The following is a 15,351-nucleotide window of genomic DNA, read 5'->3' on the forward strand; positions in this document are numbered from 1 at the left end:
AAAATCATAAAGCACTTTCTGTTAAATAAAACAATCCGCCGTTGACGATTTCGATTTTTATTTTTGGTTCATATTGTTCCTGTAATGCAGCTTTTTCGGTTTTATAGCTATCAGATTCCTCTTCTTCGTTCTCATAGAAATGATGCAGCAATTGCAAATCCTTCTGCCAGCGTTTTCTTGCCTCTTCTGCCCAGGTATGGTCCTCTTGTTCAACCCTTGCATTCAAAAAAGACTGGATTCTGTTAACGCCGCTTTTTGGCTTGATTAATGGAGAAAGTGTATAGGCGTAGTCTGGTATTTTTGTACTCAATGGAAGCTTCAATAATTTATCATGAAAGTCTTCTTCCATCCTTCCATTGATCAGCTGCAGCCCGATTGAATGGAAAACATCGCGTTTTCTGTCACATTGATACGATATTTTCATATTCAGCCCTATCCAGGGTATAAGCGGTGTCTGGGCAGGAAATTGATTATTTTGATATAACCGGATATAACCGGCGAGGTTTTTAGTCGATGCAAAGATTTGATGAAGCCGCGGTGAGCCAAAGTGAATGACCTCACCTTTCATATCGTCTGGCGCCTGCTGTTTATTGGTGATCAAGGTCAGCTTCATCGGATTGGGAACGCCGCCTGTCTTCTCAAGATAATGCCAGTAGAACGGGCGGTTCATCAGCTCCTTGTCAAGATCGATCGTCAGCTGGATTGTCATATACCCCTTGTCATTTTCAAGCAATTCACAGTTATTTGCAGTGAAATATTTTTCGAGAAAGTTATGGATTTCCTGTTGCTGCACGCTGATTTCCCTCCTTCATTTCCTCTGCGAACTGGATCATCGACGTCAGGTTTTCCATTTTGATCCGAATTTCGCCTTCAGATGCCGACTTTCCAAAAATATCGGTCAAATGGTCCTCGATATTGCCAAACTCCAATTTTGTCAGGATATCATCCAGTTCACCGATGACTTTCTCGAACAGATTGATCTTTTCGTAAAGCAGCTTCAGTACATGTTCCTCGACTGTATCTTTTGTCGCGAAATTGTATATTTTTACATCCTTCTCCTGGCCGAGGCGGTGAATCCTTCCGATTCTCTGTTCAAGCCTCATCGGATTCCAGGGCAGGTCAAAGTTGATGATGTGGCTGCAGAATTGCAGGTTAATCCCTTCGCCTCCTGCCTCTGTTGCGATCAGGACCTGGACATTCTTTTGGAACAGTTCCCTCATCCAATCCTTTTTGCCGCGTTTGAATCCTCCCCGGAACGGCACAGAAGTGATGCCATGCTGCTTAAGGAACCATTGAAGATATAGCTGGGTGGCCCTGTATTCGGTAAAGATGATGACCTTGTCATCAATCTGCTTGATTAATTCAAGCGCTTTTTCAGCCTTGGAATTCTTTGTTACTGCCTCAACACGTTTAATTAGCTGTGCAATTGTATTCTGTAAACCGACTGAGGGATTCTCCTGTCTTTGAAGCATGTTTCTGAGAGTGTAGAAAACTGCTTCCCTGCTGCTGCAAGCTTCCCGCTGAAGCGTCATTAAAGAGAATTGACTGGAGCTGAGACCACTTTCGGAACCTCTTAATGATTGAATTGAATCGTACAGTACCCGTTCTTGATCGGAGAACTGAATAGGGATGGTTTCTACTTGGCGCTTCGTCCATTCGATGCCAGTATCAGAGCGCCTGTTGCGAATCATTACTTTATTGACCAGCTCTTTAAGGTGTTCGTCATCATTTACTGACCTGGCGTCCTTTTTATATTTATCAAAAAAAGCCGTTTCAGAGCCCAGATGACCTGGTTTCAAAAGTGATACAAGGTTGAAAATTTCTTCAATCCGATTTTGTATCGGAGTGGCTGTCAGCAAAAGACAAAATCTCTTCTTGAGATTTTGGACAAATTCATAGTTTTTTGTTTTGTTATTTTTTAGCTTGTGAGCTTCATCAATTATGATAAGGTCATAATTTAAGTTGTTGATGATATCCCTGTGAGGCGCCCGTTTCGCTGTGTCGATTGAAGATACGACAACATCGCATTGCTCCCATACATAGCTTTTCTTCTGGGCAATGGCGGGGATATGGAATTTTGTATTCAGCTCCATGGCCCACTGTGAAACAAGGGAAGCAGGCACAAGGATCAATACTTTTTTGACCAGGCCCCTGATCATATATTCTTTTAAAATCAAACCTGCCTCGATCGTTTTTCCTAAGCCCACCTCATCGGCAAGTATGGCTTTTCCATTCATGTTTTCAACGACCTGCTTCGCTACCTCCAGCTGATGCGGCAGAGGGGTAAGTTCAGGAAGATGCGCCGGTGCCTGAAGACCCTCAAATTCCGGTATGATGGTATGTTTTTCTATCTCCACGGCAAGCTTGTACAGCTCCCAATTTCCCCACGGTCCGTCATTATCAATTCTCTCAGCCATTTCGTCCTGCCAGGAAGAATCAAAGTTGATTTGCACGGTCATTTTATCCACCTCTTTTAAAGTATAAATATATTGCCGAAATTAGCTTTCTAATGGTAGGATGAAGTTAGCTTTTGAATGTTTTGAAATTTGTCATTTTATAGTCTTAAATAGTCAGTTTTGCAGACATGTGTAATAACGTCTAGCATGCCCAATTGTGAAAATAATATAAATGCGGATGACAACAAGGGGAGAGACTACTTTAGTAGCGCCGAAGGAGCAAGCAGACTTTGTGAATCTCTCAGGCAAAAGAACTCTTGTTTGACGCATCTCTGGAGAGCGCTTTTTTAGTGGGAGCCACCAAAGGGGAAAGCCTTTACAGGTAAACTTTCAGGTGAAAGGACAGAGACCTTCTCAGATTCAGAGGGGGTGCTCTGTCCTTTTTTGTGGGTTCAATCGCAATTGCCTCATCAGACACGACGCAAACTGATTTTTTAGCTATAGGACGAAGGGGGATACATAATGACTGAATTAAAACGGACACCGCTATTTGAAGTATACAAGGAATACGGTGGAAAAACGGTTGATTTTGGGGGCTGGGAGCTGCCTGTCCAGTTTTCAAGCATTAAGGAAGAGCATGAAGCAGTTAGGACAAAAGCTGGTCTATTCGATGTTTCTCACATGGGAGAAATAGAGGTTAAAGGCCCCGATAGTCTGGACTATCTACAAAAGATGATGACGAATGATGTTTCAAAACTCAAAAACGGCGGAGCCCAATATACGGCTATGTGTTATGAGACCGGGGGCACTGTTGATGATTTGTTGGTTTATAAACTTGAGGATGAGCATTACCTGCTTGTTGTGAATGCCTCCAATATCGAAAAAGATTTTGATTGGATGGAGGACCATCTTGAAGGCAATGTGAAAATCGAGAACCTGTCAGAAGGCATGGCGCAGCTGGCGTTACAGGGCCCGCTTGCTGAGGAAGTCCTTCAGAAGCTTGCAAAGGATCATGACCTGAGCACAATCGGTTTCTTCAAGTTCAGCGAAGAAGTCAACCTGAACGGAAAGAAAGCGCTTGTATCGCGGACAGGATATACAGGTGAAGATGGATTCGAAATCTATTGCGATTCCGGGGATGCTGTAAGCCTTTGGAAGGAAATCCTTGAAGCAGGCAAAGAAGAGGGAGTCATCCCGTGCGGCCTTGGTGCCAGGGATACATTGCGTTTTGAAGCGAATCTGGCATTGTACGGCCAGGAACTTTCATCAGAAATCAGCCCGCTTGAAGCTGGGATTGGCTTCGCTGTAAAGCTGAATAAAGAAGCAGACTTCATTGGAAAAGAAGCACTCAAGCAGCAAAAAGAAGATGGCCTGCCTAGAAAGCTTGTCGGCATCGAGATGATTGACCGCGGAATCCCCCGCCATGGGTACCCAGTTTATAAAGGGGACACTCAGATTGGTGAAGTCACTACAGGCACGCAATCCCCGACGCTCAAGAAAAATATCGGGCTTGCGCTGATTGATGCAAAAGAAACTGAGTTAGGTAATGAAGTGGAAGTTGAAATCCGCGGCAAGCGCTTAAAAGCTGCCGTTTCAGCTACACCTTTTTATAAAAGAGATAAAAAGTAAAAGCCGGAGAGGGGAAAAAGTTATGAAGCATCGCTATTTACCGCTGACTGAAAGTGATAAAAACGCAATGTTGGAAAGCATCGGCGTTTCATCGATCGATGAATTGTTCAGCGATATTCCTGAAAAAGTCCGTTTTGCCGGAGAGTACAACATTAAACCAGCCAAGTCTGAAACAGCACTGATGAAAGAACTGGCACAGATGGCTTCGAAAAATGCTGATTTGAAAATGTATTCTTCATTTATCGGCGCAGGTGTCTACGATCATTACATTCCCGTAATCGTTGACCATGTCCTTTCGCGTTCAGAGTTTTACACTGCTTATACACCATATCAACCTGAGATTTCACAGGGTGAACTTCAGGCAATCTTTGAATTCCAAACGATGATCTGTGAACTGACTGGCATGGAAGTAGCCAATTCATCAATGTATGACGGCGGCACAGCGTTGGCTGAAGCTGCGATGCTTAGCGCAGGCCATACGAGAAGAAAGAAAGTGTTGATTTCAAGTGCTGTGCACCCAGAATACAAGGATGTAGTCAGGGCCTATGCAAAGGGCCAGTACATCGATGTCGTGGAAGTGCCTCACAAGGATGGAGTCACTGACCTTGAAGCACTTAAGGATATGGCTAGTGAAGAAATCGCTGCTGTTATTGTCCAGTATCCAAACTTCTTCGGCGGCATTGAGCAGATGAAGGAAATCGAAGAAATCGTACATGAAAATAAATCATTGTTCGTCGTATCCAGCAACCCTCTTTCATTGGGTGCATTGACGCCTCCAGGTAAGTTCGGAGCTGATATCGTTACCGGAGACGCCCAGCCATTCGGGATCCCGACAGCATTCGGCGGTCCTCACTGCGGATACTTCGCTGTTTCTGGAAAGCTCATGAGAAAGGTTCCGGGCAGACTTGTCGGCCAGACGAAGGATGATCAGGGACGCCGCGGATTCGTATTGACGCTTCAGGCAAGGGAACAGCACATCCGCCGTGATAAAGCGACATCCAATATTTGTTCGAACCAGGCTTTGAATGCACTTGCTGCCTCAGTGGCGATGACAGCCCTCGGCAAAAAAGGCGTTCGTGAAATGGCTGTTGCCAATATCCAGAAAGCTCATTATGCGAAAAAGGCTTTCAAAGAGAACGGATTTGAAATCGCATTCGAAGGACCTACCTTCAATGAGTTCGTCGTCAAGCTGAATAAACCGGTAAAAGAAGTGAACCAAAAGCTGCTTGAAAAGGGCATCATCGGCGGGTATGACCTAGGGCGTGATGATTCCAGCCTCGGAAACCATATGCTTGTTGCTGTAACGGAGTTAAGAACAAAAGAAGAAATCGATACGTTTTTAAAGGAAATGGGGGATATCAATGCATAAGGAAGATCAGCCACTCATTTTTGAATTAAGCACATCAGGCCGTGTCGGCTACAGCCTTCCGGAGATGGATGTTCCGGAAACCGATTTATCAGAGCTTTTGCCTGAGGGATTCCTCCGTGAAGAGGAGCCAGAACTACCTGAGGCTTCCGAGCTTGATATCATGCGCCATTACACAGCATTGTCGAAGCGCAACCACGGTGTAGATTCCGGGTTCTATCCGCTTGGATCATGTACGATGAAATACAATCCTAAGATGAATGAAAATGTGGCGCGATTCAACGGCTTTGCCCATTTGCATCCATTGCAGGATGAAAGCTCTGTCCAGGGTGCTCTTGAATTGATGTACGATCTGCAGGAACACCTGATTGAAATCACTGGTATGGATGAAGTTACCCTTCAGCCGGCAGCCGGTGCACACGGTGAATGGACGGGCTTGATGATGATCCGTGCTTATCATGAAGCAAACGGCGATCTCAACCGTACGAAAGTTATTGTTCCTGACTCGGCGCACGGAACCAATCCAGCTTCAGCAACAGTAGCTGGTTTTGAAACGATCACTGTAAAGTCAGATGAAAACGGTCTGGTTGATTTAGAAGACCTTAAGAAGGTTGTCGGGGAAGATACAGCGGCACTGATGCTGACGAACCCGAACACACTTGGCTTATTCGAAGAAAACATTCTCGAGATGGCTGAAATTGTCCACGGTGCAGGCGGAAAGCTTTACTATGATGGAGCGAACTTGAATGCTGTTATGTCCAAGGCACGCCCTGGAGATATGGGCTTCGATGTTGTTCACTTGAACCTTCATAAGACATTCACAGGCCCTCACGGCGGCGGCGGACCTGGTTCAGGCCCAGTCGGTGTAAAAGCTGATTTGATTCCATTCCTGCCAAAGCCAATCGTGACAAAGCAGGAAGGCGTTTATAAGTTTGATTATGACCGTCCGCAGTCAATCGGAAGGGTGAAGCCTTTCTACGGCAACTTCGGCATCAATGTCCGTGCTTATACGTATATCCGCACAATGGGTCCAGATGGTTTGAAAGCTGTTACGGAGTATGCTGTGCTAAACGCGAACTATATGATGAGAAGACTTTCAGAGTACTATGACCTGCCTTTCAACAGACATTGCAAGCACGAATTCGTCCTAAGCGGCAAGCGTCAGAAGAAGCTTGGCGTCCGCACATTGGACATCGCAAAACGCCTGCTTGATTTCGGCTATCATCCGCCAACAATCTACTTCCCATTGAATGTAGAAGAAGCGATCATGATCGAGCCGACAGAAACAGAATCGAAGGAAACACTCGATGCTTTTATCGACGCGATGATCCAAATTGCTCGAGAAGCAGAAGAGAATCCAGAAATCGTCCAGGAAGCGCCGCACTCCACAGTAGTAGGCCGTATGGATGAAACAACAGCTGCAAGGAAGCCAATCCTGCGCTACCAGAAAGCTGAATAGAACGATAGAAGTCCTGCCGGTTTGTTATTGGCAGGACTTTGTTTTTTAGTTATGAACACGGAATGACCTCGGAAAATACTGCGAGTCCGAAACCGGTGTGAAATATGAAAAATTCAGAGGAGAAGCTGAAATTTTGTCTGAACTTGATGTGACTTCGGACAAAATTGAGAGGAGAAGCCGAGATTTTGTCTGAACTTGATGTGACTTCGGACAAAATTGAGAGGAGAAGCCGAAATTTTGTCCGAACCTGGTGTGAGTTCGGACAAAAATAAGAGGAGAAGCTGAAATTTTGTCCGAACCTGGTGTGAGTTCGGACAAAAATAAGAGGAGAAGCCGAAATTTTGTCCGAACCTGGTGTGAGTTCGGACAAAAATAAGAGGAGAAGCTGAAATTTTGTCCGAACCTGGTGTGAGTTCGGACAAAAATAAGAGGAGAAGCTGAAATTTTGTCCGAACCTGGTGTGAGTTCGGACAAAAATAAGAGGAGAAGCCGAGATTTTGTCTGAACCTGATGTGACTTCGGACAAAAATAAGAGGAGAAGCCGAGATTTTGTCTGAACCTGATGTGACTTCGGACAAAAATAAGAGGAGAAGCCGAAATTTTGTCCGAACCTGGTGTGACTTCGGACAAAAATAAGAGGAGAAGCCGAGATTTTGTCTGAACTTGATGTGACTTCGGACAAAAATAAGAGGAGAAGCCGAGATTTTGTCTGAACCTGGTGTGACTTCGGACAAAAATAAGAGGAGAAGCTGAAATTTTGTCCGAACCTGGTGTGACTTCGGACAAAATTGAGAGGAGAAGCCGAGATTTTGTCTGAACCTGATGTGACTTCGGACAAAAATAAGAGGAGAAGCTGAGATTTTGTCTGAACTTGATGTGACTTCGGACAAAATTGAGAGGAGAAGCCGAAATTTTGTCCGAACCTGGTGTGACTTCGGACAAAAATAAGAGGAGAAGCTGAGAATTTGTCTGAACTTGATGAGACTTCGGACAAAAATTAGAGGAGAAGCCGAGATTTTGTCTGAACCTGATGTGAGTTCGGACAAAAATAAGAGGAGAAGCTGAAATTTTGTCCGAACCTGGTGTGACTTCGGACAAAATTGAGAGGAGAAGCCGAGATTTTGTCTGAACCTGGTGTGACTTCGGACAAAAATAAGAGGAGAAGCTGAGAATTTGTCTGAACTTGATGAGACTTCGGACAAAAATTAGAGGAGAAGCCGAGATTTTGTCTGAACCTGGTGTGAGTTCGGACAAAAATAAGAGGAGAAGCCGAGATTTTGTCTGAACCAGGTTGACTTCTGCTTGGTTCTGGCAGAAGGCAGTCGATCTGTTTTATGAAATGAAAAGCTAAACCCCCCAGCAGTCATGCTGAGGGGTAATTTTATGGAAAGAATGCTTATTTAGCTTTAACTTTGCCGCCCCATTTTTTGAAGCCGCCTTGTAGATGATTAAGGTCCTTATAGCCTTTTTTGTATAGCAGCTGGGCAGCACGTCCGCTGCGGGAACCGCTCTGGCAATAAAGGTAGACAGGCTTGTCCGGCCTGATTTCCTTCAGGCGAGTCTTAAGTTGGGTGAGCGGGATATTTCTGGCGCCTAAAATGTGTCCACCGGCGAATTCATTAGGTTCACGGACATCAATCAATTGCGCTTTACGATAACCAGCTTTGAATTCTTCCTCTGACAGGGTCTTGAGGATTTTCTTCTGGCGGAAATACATAAACACAGAGTATAGAATTACCGCAACTGTCAGGACGATTAAAAAGATAAGTGTATCCAAAACATATTTCTCCTTTCAAGCTTAGCTGAGCCACTTATAATTATATAAGCCTTCATGTCAGAGAGCAAAGGAAATTAGTAAATTTCTTTAAATCAACTTGCTTTGCTTTTGAAATTTATTTTGTTAGACTAAAAAAATCTTAGCTTTATACTATTTTTAAAATGGGGTTAAATTTGTATGAATAAAGAGGTATGGGGATTTATTGATTCAGGAGACTGTTCACCTTCCTTCAATATGGCACTTGATGAGGCCTTGCTTGATTGGCATGGTGCAGGAAAAATTCCTCCAGTGGTCCGTTTTTATGGATGGAACCCGGCGACACTTTCAGTTGGCTATTTCCAAAAGATTGAAAGAGAAATTGATATGGAGGCTGTGAAGCAGCATGGTCTTGGTTTTGTAAGGAGACCTACTGGCGGACGGGGCGTTCTGCATGAACATGAACTTACATATAGCGTAATCGTTACTGAAGATCATCCAGAAATGCCAAAGACAGTAACAGAAGCTTATAGGGTAATATCTGAAGGCATATTACAGGGTTTCCAGAAGTTAGGTCTCGAAGCTTATTTTGCTGTACCGAAAACTTCTGCTGATAAAGAAGCGTTAAAAAACCCTCGGTCTGCAGTTTGTTTTGATGCACCAAGCTGGTATGAGCTTGTTGTTGAAGGACGTAAAGTGGCCGGCAGCGCCCAGACCCGGCAAAAAGGGGTTATTCTTCAGCATGGTTCCATTTTGCTCGATTTGGATGAGGATAAACTTTTCAGCTTATTCAAGTATCCGAATGACAGAGTCAAAGAGAGAATGCAGCGAGCCTTCAAGACTAAGGCAGTAGCGATCAATGAGATCAGCAGCCGTAAAATAAATCTAGAAGAAGCGAAAAAAGCATTCAAGGAAGGTTTTGAGGATGGCCTGGGAATTATTTTGGAGCCATACACTTTAAGTGATGAAGAGCTGATTTATGTAAATGAGCTGGCCAGAAATAAGTACGAATCTGATGAGTGGAATTTTAAAAGATAAAAAAATTTAAAAAGCGGATGACCCGCTTTTTTTGTTTTTATCCAGTATTTTCTAGGCTTTTGATAATTAGAAAAAGTGCAACCCTCGAAATTTGTTGTTTTTTATCATTTACTGGAGATATTCTATCGTTCTCTCTAAATAACTCGATTTTTTAATAGTTTTCATGTTTGACAAAATCTTTATTACTTGACCTAAACACCATATATAGTGTTGTCGAAAATTTAAAATACACTATATATTGATTTTTGATGTTTCGTTATGATAACGTAAGGGTAATTCAAAAATGCAGCTAGAATTACATACTTCTAGTAATACATTAGAGAAAAGATTTAAAACCTTAGAAGGAGTTGTAGAAATGTCTGTAACTATTGGACAAAAAATGAGCCTGGATGTAGAAAGCCTGAACAAGGATATTAAGCTGTTCCCGCAGGTTCACCCGATTACATCTGACATGAAACTTACACACAAAGGCGTTTCCCGATTAGTCATGCTGGACCGCTATACTTTTAAAGACACTGAAAAAATTACCCTATCAAATGGTGATTTCGTCGTTCTCACAATCAAAGAGGATCCAAAATTTCCTGCTCGTGGACTTGGATTCATACTAGATATTGATTGGGAGAACAAAACAGCCAAAGTGCTTGTAGACGAAGAATTCCGCGGGGTGCTTGATGATCCTGAAGAAGCTTCGACCGGGGTGATCAAACGTTCACTGGACGTTATTGAAAAGCCGCTGGAAGTATTTTACGAGCAAATCGCGAAACGGAATGCCACAGGGCTTGCAGCCGTTGAAAAAACAGAAGAAAAGCGCCAGGAGTGGTTCGAGAAGTTCTACCAAGAGTTAGTCTCGATGAATTTCATCCCGGCAGGCCGTGTTCTTTACGGAGCAGGCGCGGAAACAGATGTAACCTACTTCAACTGCTATGTTATGCCATTCGTACAAGATTCACGCGAAGGAATTTCTGAGCACCGCAAACAGGTAATGGAAATCATGAGCCGCGGCGGCGGAGTAGGAACGAACGGTTCGACACTAAGACCGCGCAACACACTTGCCAAGGGCGTAAACGGAAAATCATCCGGTTCGGTCTCATGGCTTGATGACATTGCCAAGCTGACGCATTTAGTAGAGCAGGGCGGGTCAAGACGTGGTGCACAGATGATCATGCTGGCGGATTAACTAAATGACATTCTAAGTTAAAATTGGTAAGATTAACATGAGAACAAACGTTCGTTATAAGGAGGGCGTTTCATGAATCTGACCAGAGAATTTCTTTATCAAAAGTATATTCACGACAAAATGAGTTTAAAAGAGATAGCTGAAGAAACAGGGCTGCCAATTACGACAATTAAATCAAAGCTTAGAAGATTTGGTATTAGAAAAAAGCCAATCAAACTAGGCAATGAGATATACGATAATCGTGATTGGCTCTATGAGGAATACATTGTTAAAAGAAAGGGATATACTGTACTTGCTAATGAACTAGGGGTAAGTTATACAACAATTTTAGATCGAATTCTTTTCTTTGGATGGGAGCTAAGGGGCCATGATGAAATTGATAAAGGTGCTCCGAGGAGAGGAACGAAACATACCCCAGCCTCCATAGAGAAAATAAAGTCGACTAGGATAAAGAAACGTGTATACTTTGAATGCTTTCAGTGTGGACAAACTACTGAAAGGGTACGCTCAGGATTATCTAGTTCAGGTAAAAGCTTTTGTACTTATACATGTTATAAGAATTACCTGAAAGAAAATAGAGTGGAAACAATTGATATAACTGATTCTGCACTCTATAAGGAATGGCGTAAAAAAGTATATACTCGGGATAACTTTAGGTGCAAGATGCCTGGTTGTAACTCGAGTTCAAGAGATATTGCTGCTCACCATATTTATCCCAAAAAGCCTTTCCCTGAAAAACAATTTCTTTTAAACAATGGAATCACACTCTGTAGAAACTGTCATGAAAAAACTTATGGTAAAGAAAGTAACTTTATAGATGCATTAGTCCGCGTCGTTCAGAAAATGAACGATTAGAAAATCGGGTGAATTGCAGGGAACTCCTTAGAGGCAGGCAAGCCACAACGTGACTGGAAACGGTGAGCGTGAGGGCCTAAAAATTGCTTGCATTGGACAATCTGCAGCCAAGCGTCATTGGGCAAAGGTAATGGCGAAGGTTCAACGACTAGAGAGTGAGTCCCAACAATAAACTCTCACAAGCGCCCGACCCCTAACAGACCATGCTGAGGGTGATGATATAGTCTAGTCCGGCTGCAAAGCAGCGAAATATTCCGAAAGGAACGGTAGGTACGTGGCATCCTGACATTGTAGAATTCATCATTTCCAAAATGCAAAACCCAAGAATCCTTCGCTTCCTGATTGAAAGCACCAACGATGACTCAATCAAGAAACTGGCGAAGGAAAAGTTGAAATTCACACCGCTGACTTTGCAGGAAGAAGCAATGTACCAGGGAATCGTTAACTATAAGAGCATCCCAGGTTACGGCGGATTCAGCGCAGATATCATCAAAGCGGCTGAAGAAAAGCTTGCAACAGGGGGAACCTATACCGTCCATAACTCAGAATTCCTTACCGGTGCAAATATTTCAGTCACTCTGACAAAGGATTTCATGGACGCAGTTGAAAATGATTCAGATTATGAACTTCGTTTCCCTGATGTTGAAAGCTATGATGCTGAGACAATGAAGGTTTACAACGAAGAATGGCATAAAATCGGTGACGTCCGCGAGTGGGAAGAGCTCGGATACAAAGTGCGCACCTATAGAAAAATCAAAGCAAAAGAATTATGGAACTTGATTAATATCTGTGCGACATACTCAGCAGAACCAGGCATTTTCTTCATCGACAATGCCAATGATATGACGAACGCACAGGCATATGGACAGAAGGTAGTAGCGACAAACCCGTGTGGTAGAGCAGCTTAGTTTGCCTCACGTTAAAAATTGCGGAATGAAGCGGGAACCCTGCGATGGGAATCCGAACCGAAGGCCTTGGTTAAAAACCAGGTCAGGGGCAACGCATAGATGGTGAACCTGTGAGAGCAGAATATAATCCATCCACGAGGCCGCAACAATGCCACAAAGCATTGAAAAGATATGCTGAACTAACGGGAAACGAACCGTTAGAACTAAGGGATAAAAAGCCTTTAGGATAACAAAATGGAACAGCCTCTCGCACCAAATTCTGTCTGCAACCTCGCTGCTGTTAACCTTGCGGAAATGGCGGACAAGGATACAAAGACAGTTAACTTTGAAAAATTGAAGCGTACTGTAGAAGTTGGCGTGCGTATGCAGGACAATGTCATCGATGCGACTCCTTACTTCCTTGAAGATAATAAAAGACAAGCTTTAGGTGAACGCCGTGTCGGTCTTGGTGTCATGGGACTTCATGACCTTCTGATCTACTGTGAAACAGAATATGGTTCAGAAGAAGGAAACCAGCTTGTTGACAAAGTATTTGAAACAATTGCGACTTCGGCTTACCGTGCATCTGTTGAACTTGGAAAGGAAAAAGGAAGCTTCCCATTCCTTCAAGGCGGTACTGAAGAAGAAACTAACAGACTTCGCCAGGCATTCACGAACACTGGTTTCATGAAAAAAATGCCTGAAGATATTCGCGAGTCAATCCTTGAAAACGGAATTCGCAACTCACACTTGCTGACTGTTGCTCCGACGGGATCAACTGGTACCATGGTTGGCGTGTCAACAGGACTTGAGCCTTACTTCAGCTTCTCCTACTTCCGAAGCGGCCGTCTTGGCAAGTTTATTGAAGTGAAAGCGGACATCGTTCAGGAATATCTTGATCGCAATCCGGATGCTGATCCAGAGAACCTGCCGAATTGGTTCGTCTCAGCGATGGAATTGGCGCCTGAAGCACACGCTGATGTTCAATGTGTCATCCAGCGCTGGATTGACAGCTCGATCAGCAAGACGGTCAACGCGCCGAAGGGCTACAGTGTAGAGCAGGTTGAAAAGGTATATGAGCGCTTGTATAAAGGCGGAGCGAAGGGCGGTACCGTTTATGTAGACGGCTCCCGAGATTCACAGGTACTGACGCTCAAAGCCGAAGAAAACACGATGGAAGAGGAAATCGACAAGAAAGAAAAGCAAAAGCAGCATGTGGTACTTGTCGACACGATTAATGAATTACGTTCTACCAACGTAACGATTGGCTCTGAAGTCGGCAATACATGTCCTGTCTGCCGCAAAGGTGAAGTAAAAGAAATCGGCGGCTGCAACACATGCACAAACTGTAACGCACAGTTAAAGTGTGGACTATAAAAATTAGGATGGGTCCTTGCGTAGATAAAATGGATTCATGTTGAAGACCTGTTGATTGGAGTGGAAGTCGCGTAGACTCCTGCGGGATCAGCTGGACAGGCGAGATCCCGCAGGCGCCAACGGTGATGAGGAGGCTCACTGCCAGCCCCGCGGAAAGCGAAGCGACTGGAACGGAAATCAACAGAGCCATCTCTCCTCTAACCCAAATAAATGTATAGGTACAGTTACAGTACAGGATGGAAATATTTTTTCCATCCTCTTTTTTTATTTCTGCCCATACTAACTATACTGACAAATGGAATGAAATGAGGAATTGAATGATGAAAGCTTTTGTACCACAGCTTGTATACATTGAACCCAGGGCTCTAGAATACCCGCTTGGACGTGAACTGAAGGAAAAGTTCGAGAAGATGGATCTTGAAATCCGGGAGACCACTTCGCATAACCAGGTGCGCGGCATCCCCGGTGATAATGAACTCCAGCAGTACCGCAATGCTAAATCAACTCTCGTTGTCGGTATCAGGAAAACGTTGAAATTCGATACCTCCAAGCCGTCTGCCGAATATGCCATCCCGCTTGCTACCGGATGCATGGGCCATTGCCATTACTGTTATTTGCAGACGACGCTTGGAAGCAAGCCGTATATTCGCACGTATGTAAATCTCGATGAAATTTTCGATCAGGCGCAAAAGTACATGGACGAAAGAAAACCGGAAATCACCAGGTTTGAAGCTGCCTGTACATCGGATATCGTCGGGATTGACCATTTAACCCACGCATTAAAGAAAACAATCGAATTTTTCGGAGAGTCGGAATATGGGCAATTAAGGTTTGTAACAAAGTACCATCATGTCGATCACCTTCTCGATGCAAAGCATAATGGCAAAACAAGGTTCCGTTTCAGCGTCAATGCCCGCTATGTGATAAAAAACTTTGAACCTGGAACATCATCCTTTGATGAAAGACTGGAGGCAGCCAGAAAGGTGGCAAAAGCCGGATACCCGCTTGGCTTCATCGTTGCGCCAATTTATATCCATGAAGGCTGGAGAGAGGGCTATCACGAATTATTTGAGAGACTCAGCAATTCCCTTGAAGGAATCGACCTGACAGGCTTAAGCTTTGAGCTCATCCAGCACCGTTTTACAAAGCCGGCTAAAAATGTGATCCAAAAAAGATATCCTAAATCCAAGCTTGAGATGGATGAAGAAAAACGAAAATATAAATGGGGACGTTACGGCATTGGTAAGTACGTCTACCAGAAGGATGAAGCGAAGGATCTTGAAGAAACGATTCGGGGATATATCCATTCGTTTTTTCCAGAAGCAGAGATTCAATATTTCACATAAATACAAATTTTTTAACTTGTACGCCGTACTAATTTACAAATGAAGCGCTTAAAGATGTAAAGGTGGGA

General features: G+C 43.8%; 9 protein-coding genes, 3 pseudogenes and 1 riboswitch. Of the genes and pseudogenes, 9 read left to right on the forward strand and 3 right to left on the reverse strand.

The features are described from left to right. Window positions 1-4: 4 nt before the first annotated feature. Both J7E37_RS01500 and J7E37_RS01505 read right to left on the reverse strand, forming a co-directional pair. Window positions 5-793: a YqhG family protein gene (locus J7E37_RS01500; protein WP_215021993.1), complete on the reverse strand. Its 789-nt coding sequence runs from the start codon at window positions 791-793 to the stop codon at window positions 5-7. Next, on the reverse strand, window positions 771-2,459 hold the full coding sequence (locus J7E37_RS01505; protein ID WP_215021996.1) for a DEAD/DEAH box helicase: 1,689 nt from the start codon (window positions 2,457-2,459) through the stop codon (window positions 771-773). Before J7E37_RS01505 ends, J7E37_RS01500 begins: the two co-directional genes overlap by 23 nt. Before the next feature lie 175 nt (window positions 2,460-2,634). After that, a riboswitch (glycine riboswitch) is annotated at window positions 2,635-2,723 on the forward strand. 195 nt (window positions 2,724-2,918) lie between these two features. Between J7E37_RS01505 and gcvT the strand changes: the two genes are divergently transcribed. From gcvT to gcvPB, 3 genes are read left to right on the forward strand one after another with little or no spacing between them, the layout of a single operon-like run. Next, a complete protein-coding gene (gene gcvT / locus J7E37_RS01510) occupies window positions 2,919-4,025 on the forward strand; it encodes a glycine cleavage system aminomethyltransferase GcvT (protein WP_215021998.1) in 1,107 nt (368 codons plus the stop codon). 22 nt (window positions 4,026-4,047) lie between these two features. Continuing rightward, window positions 4,048-5,394, forward strand: coding sequence for an aminomethyl-transferring glycine dehydrogenase subunit GcvPA (gene gcvPA / locus J7E37_RS01515; protein WP_215022000.1), 1,347 nt, complete (start codon window positions 4,048-4,050; stop codon window positions 5,392-5,394). Continuing rightward, complete coding sequence (gene gcvPB / locus J7E37_RS01520) at window positions 5,387-6,850, forward strand: aminomethyl-transferring glycine dehydrogenase subunit GcvPB (RefSeq protein WP_215022002.1); 1,464 nt, start codon at window positions 5,387-5,389, stop codon at window positions 6,848-6,850. Before gcvPA ends, gcvPB begins: the two co-directional genes overlap by 8 nt. A gap of 1,396 nt (window positions 6,851-8,246) precedes the next feature. On the opposite strand, the gene J7E37_RS01525 is transcribed toward gcvPB, so the two are convergent. Next, the gene (locus J7E37_RS01525) at window positions 8,247-8,567 is read right to left on the reverse strand and encodes a rhodanese-like domain-containing protein (protein WP_214778715.1); all 321 of its coding nucleotides are present in this window, start codon (window positions 8,565-8,567) and stop codon (window positions 8,247-8,249) included. Window positions 8,568-8,804: 237 nt separating this feature from the next. On the opposite strand from J7E37_RS01525, the gene J7E37_RS01530 reads away from it, so the two are divergent. The 6 genes and pseudogenes from J7E37_RS01530 to splB all read left to right on the forward strand — a co-directional run bounded on the left by J7E37_RS01530 (window position 8,805) and on the right by splB (window position 15,283). Beyond that, entirely contained in the window at window positions 8,805-9,641 is an 837-nt protein-coding gene (locus J7E37_RS01530) for a lipoate--protein ligase family protein (protein WP_215022005.1), read from the forward strand. Between the two features lie 355 nt (window positions 9,642-9,996). Next, window positions 9,997-10,815: pseudogene (locus J7E37_RS01535) on the forward strand (ribonucleotide reductase N-terminal alpha domain-containing protein); the annotation flags it as partial. Between the two features lie 75 nt (window positions 10,816-10,890). Next, window positions 10,891-11,673: an HNH endonuclease gene (locus J7E37_RS01540; RefSeq protein ID WP_214778374.1), complete on the forward strand. Its 783-nt coding sequence runs from the start codon at window positions 10,891-10,893 to the stop codon at window positions 11,671-11,673. A gap of 275 nt (window positions 11,674-11,948) precedes the next feature. After that, window positions 11,949-12,566: pseudogene (locus tag J7E37_RS01545) on the forward strand (vitamin B12-dependent ribonucleotide reductase); the annotation flags it as partial. 252 nt (window positions 12,567-12,818) lie between these two features. After that, window positions 12,819-13,937: pseudogene (locus J7E37_RS01550) on the forward strand (vitamin B12-dependent ribonucleotide reductase); the annotation flags it as partial. A gap of 317 nt (window positions 13,938-14,254) precedes the next feature. After that, window positions 14,255-15,283, forward strand: coding sequence for a spore photoproduct lyase (gene splB / locus J7E37_RS01555; protein ID WP_214778381.1), 1,029 nt, complete (start codon window positions 14,255-14,257; stop codon window positions 15,281-15,283). The last annotated feature ends 68 nt before the right edge of the window (window positions 15,284-15,351 follow it).

Origin of the sequence: Bacillus sp. ISL-39, from assembly GCF_018613295.1 — a bacterium.
GTDB lineage: Bacteria > Bacillota > Bacilli > Bacillales > Cytobacillaceae > Mesobacillus.

What these genes read in the sequence shown, in the direction of transcription:
- gcvPB (WP_215022002.1), top strand. Translation starts at nt 5,387, where the DNA reads ATGCATAAGGAAGATCAGCCACTCATTTTTGAATTAAGCACATCAGGC.
- J7E37_RS01540 (WP_214778374.1), top strand. Translation starts at nt 10,891, where the DNA reads ATGAATCTGACCAGAGAATTTCTTTATCAAAAGTATATTCACGACAAA.
- J7E37_RS01525 (WP_214778715.1), bottom strand. Translation starts at nt 8,567, where the DNA reads ATGTATTTCCGCCAGAAGAAAATCCTCAAGACCCTGTCAGAGGAAGAA.
- J7E37_RS01505 (WP_215021996.1), bottom strand. Translation starts at nt 2,459, where the DNA reads ATGACCGTGCAAATCAACTTTGATTCTTCCTGGCAGGACGAAATGGCT.
- gcvT (WP_215021998.1), top strand. Translation starts at nt 2,919, where the DNA reads ATGACTGAATTAAAACGGACACCGCTATTTGAAGTATACAAGGAATAC.
- gcvPA (WP_215022000.1), top strand. Translation starts at nt 4,048, where the DNA reads ATGAAGCATCGCTATTTACCGCTGACTGAAAGTGATAAAAACGCAATG.
- J7E37_RS01530 (WP_215022005.1), top strand. Translation starts at nt 8,805, where the DNA reads ATGAATAAAGAGGTATGGGGATTTATTGATTCAGGAGACTGTTCACCT.
- splB (WP_214778381.1), top strand. Translation starts at nt 14,255, where the DNA reads ATGATGAAAGCTTTTGTACCACAGCTTGTATACATTGAACCCAGGGCT.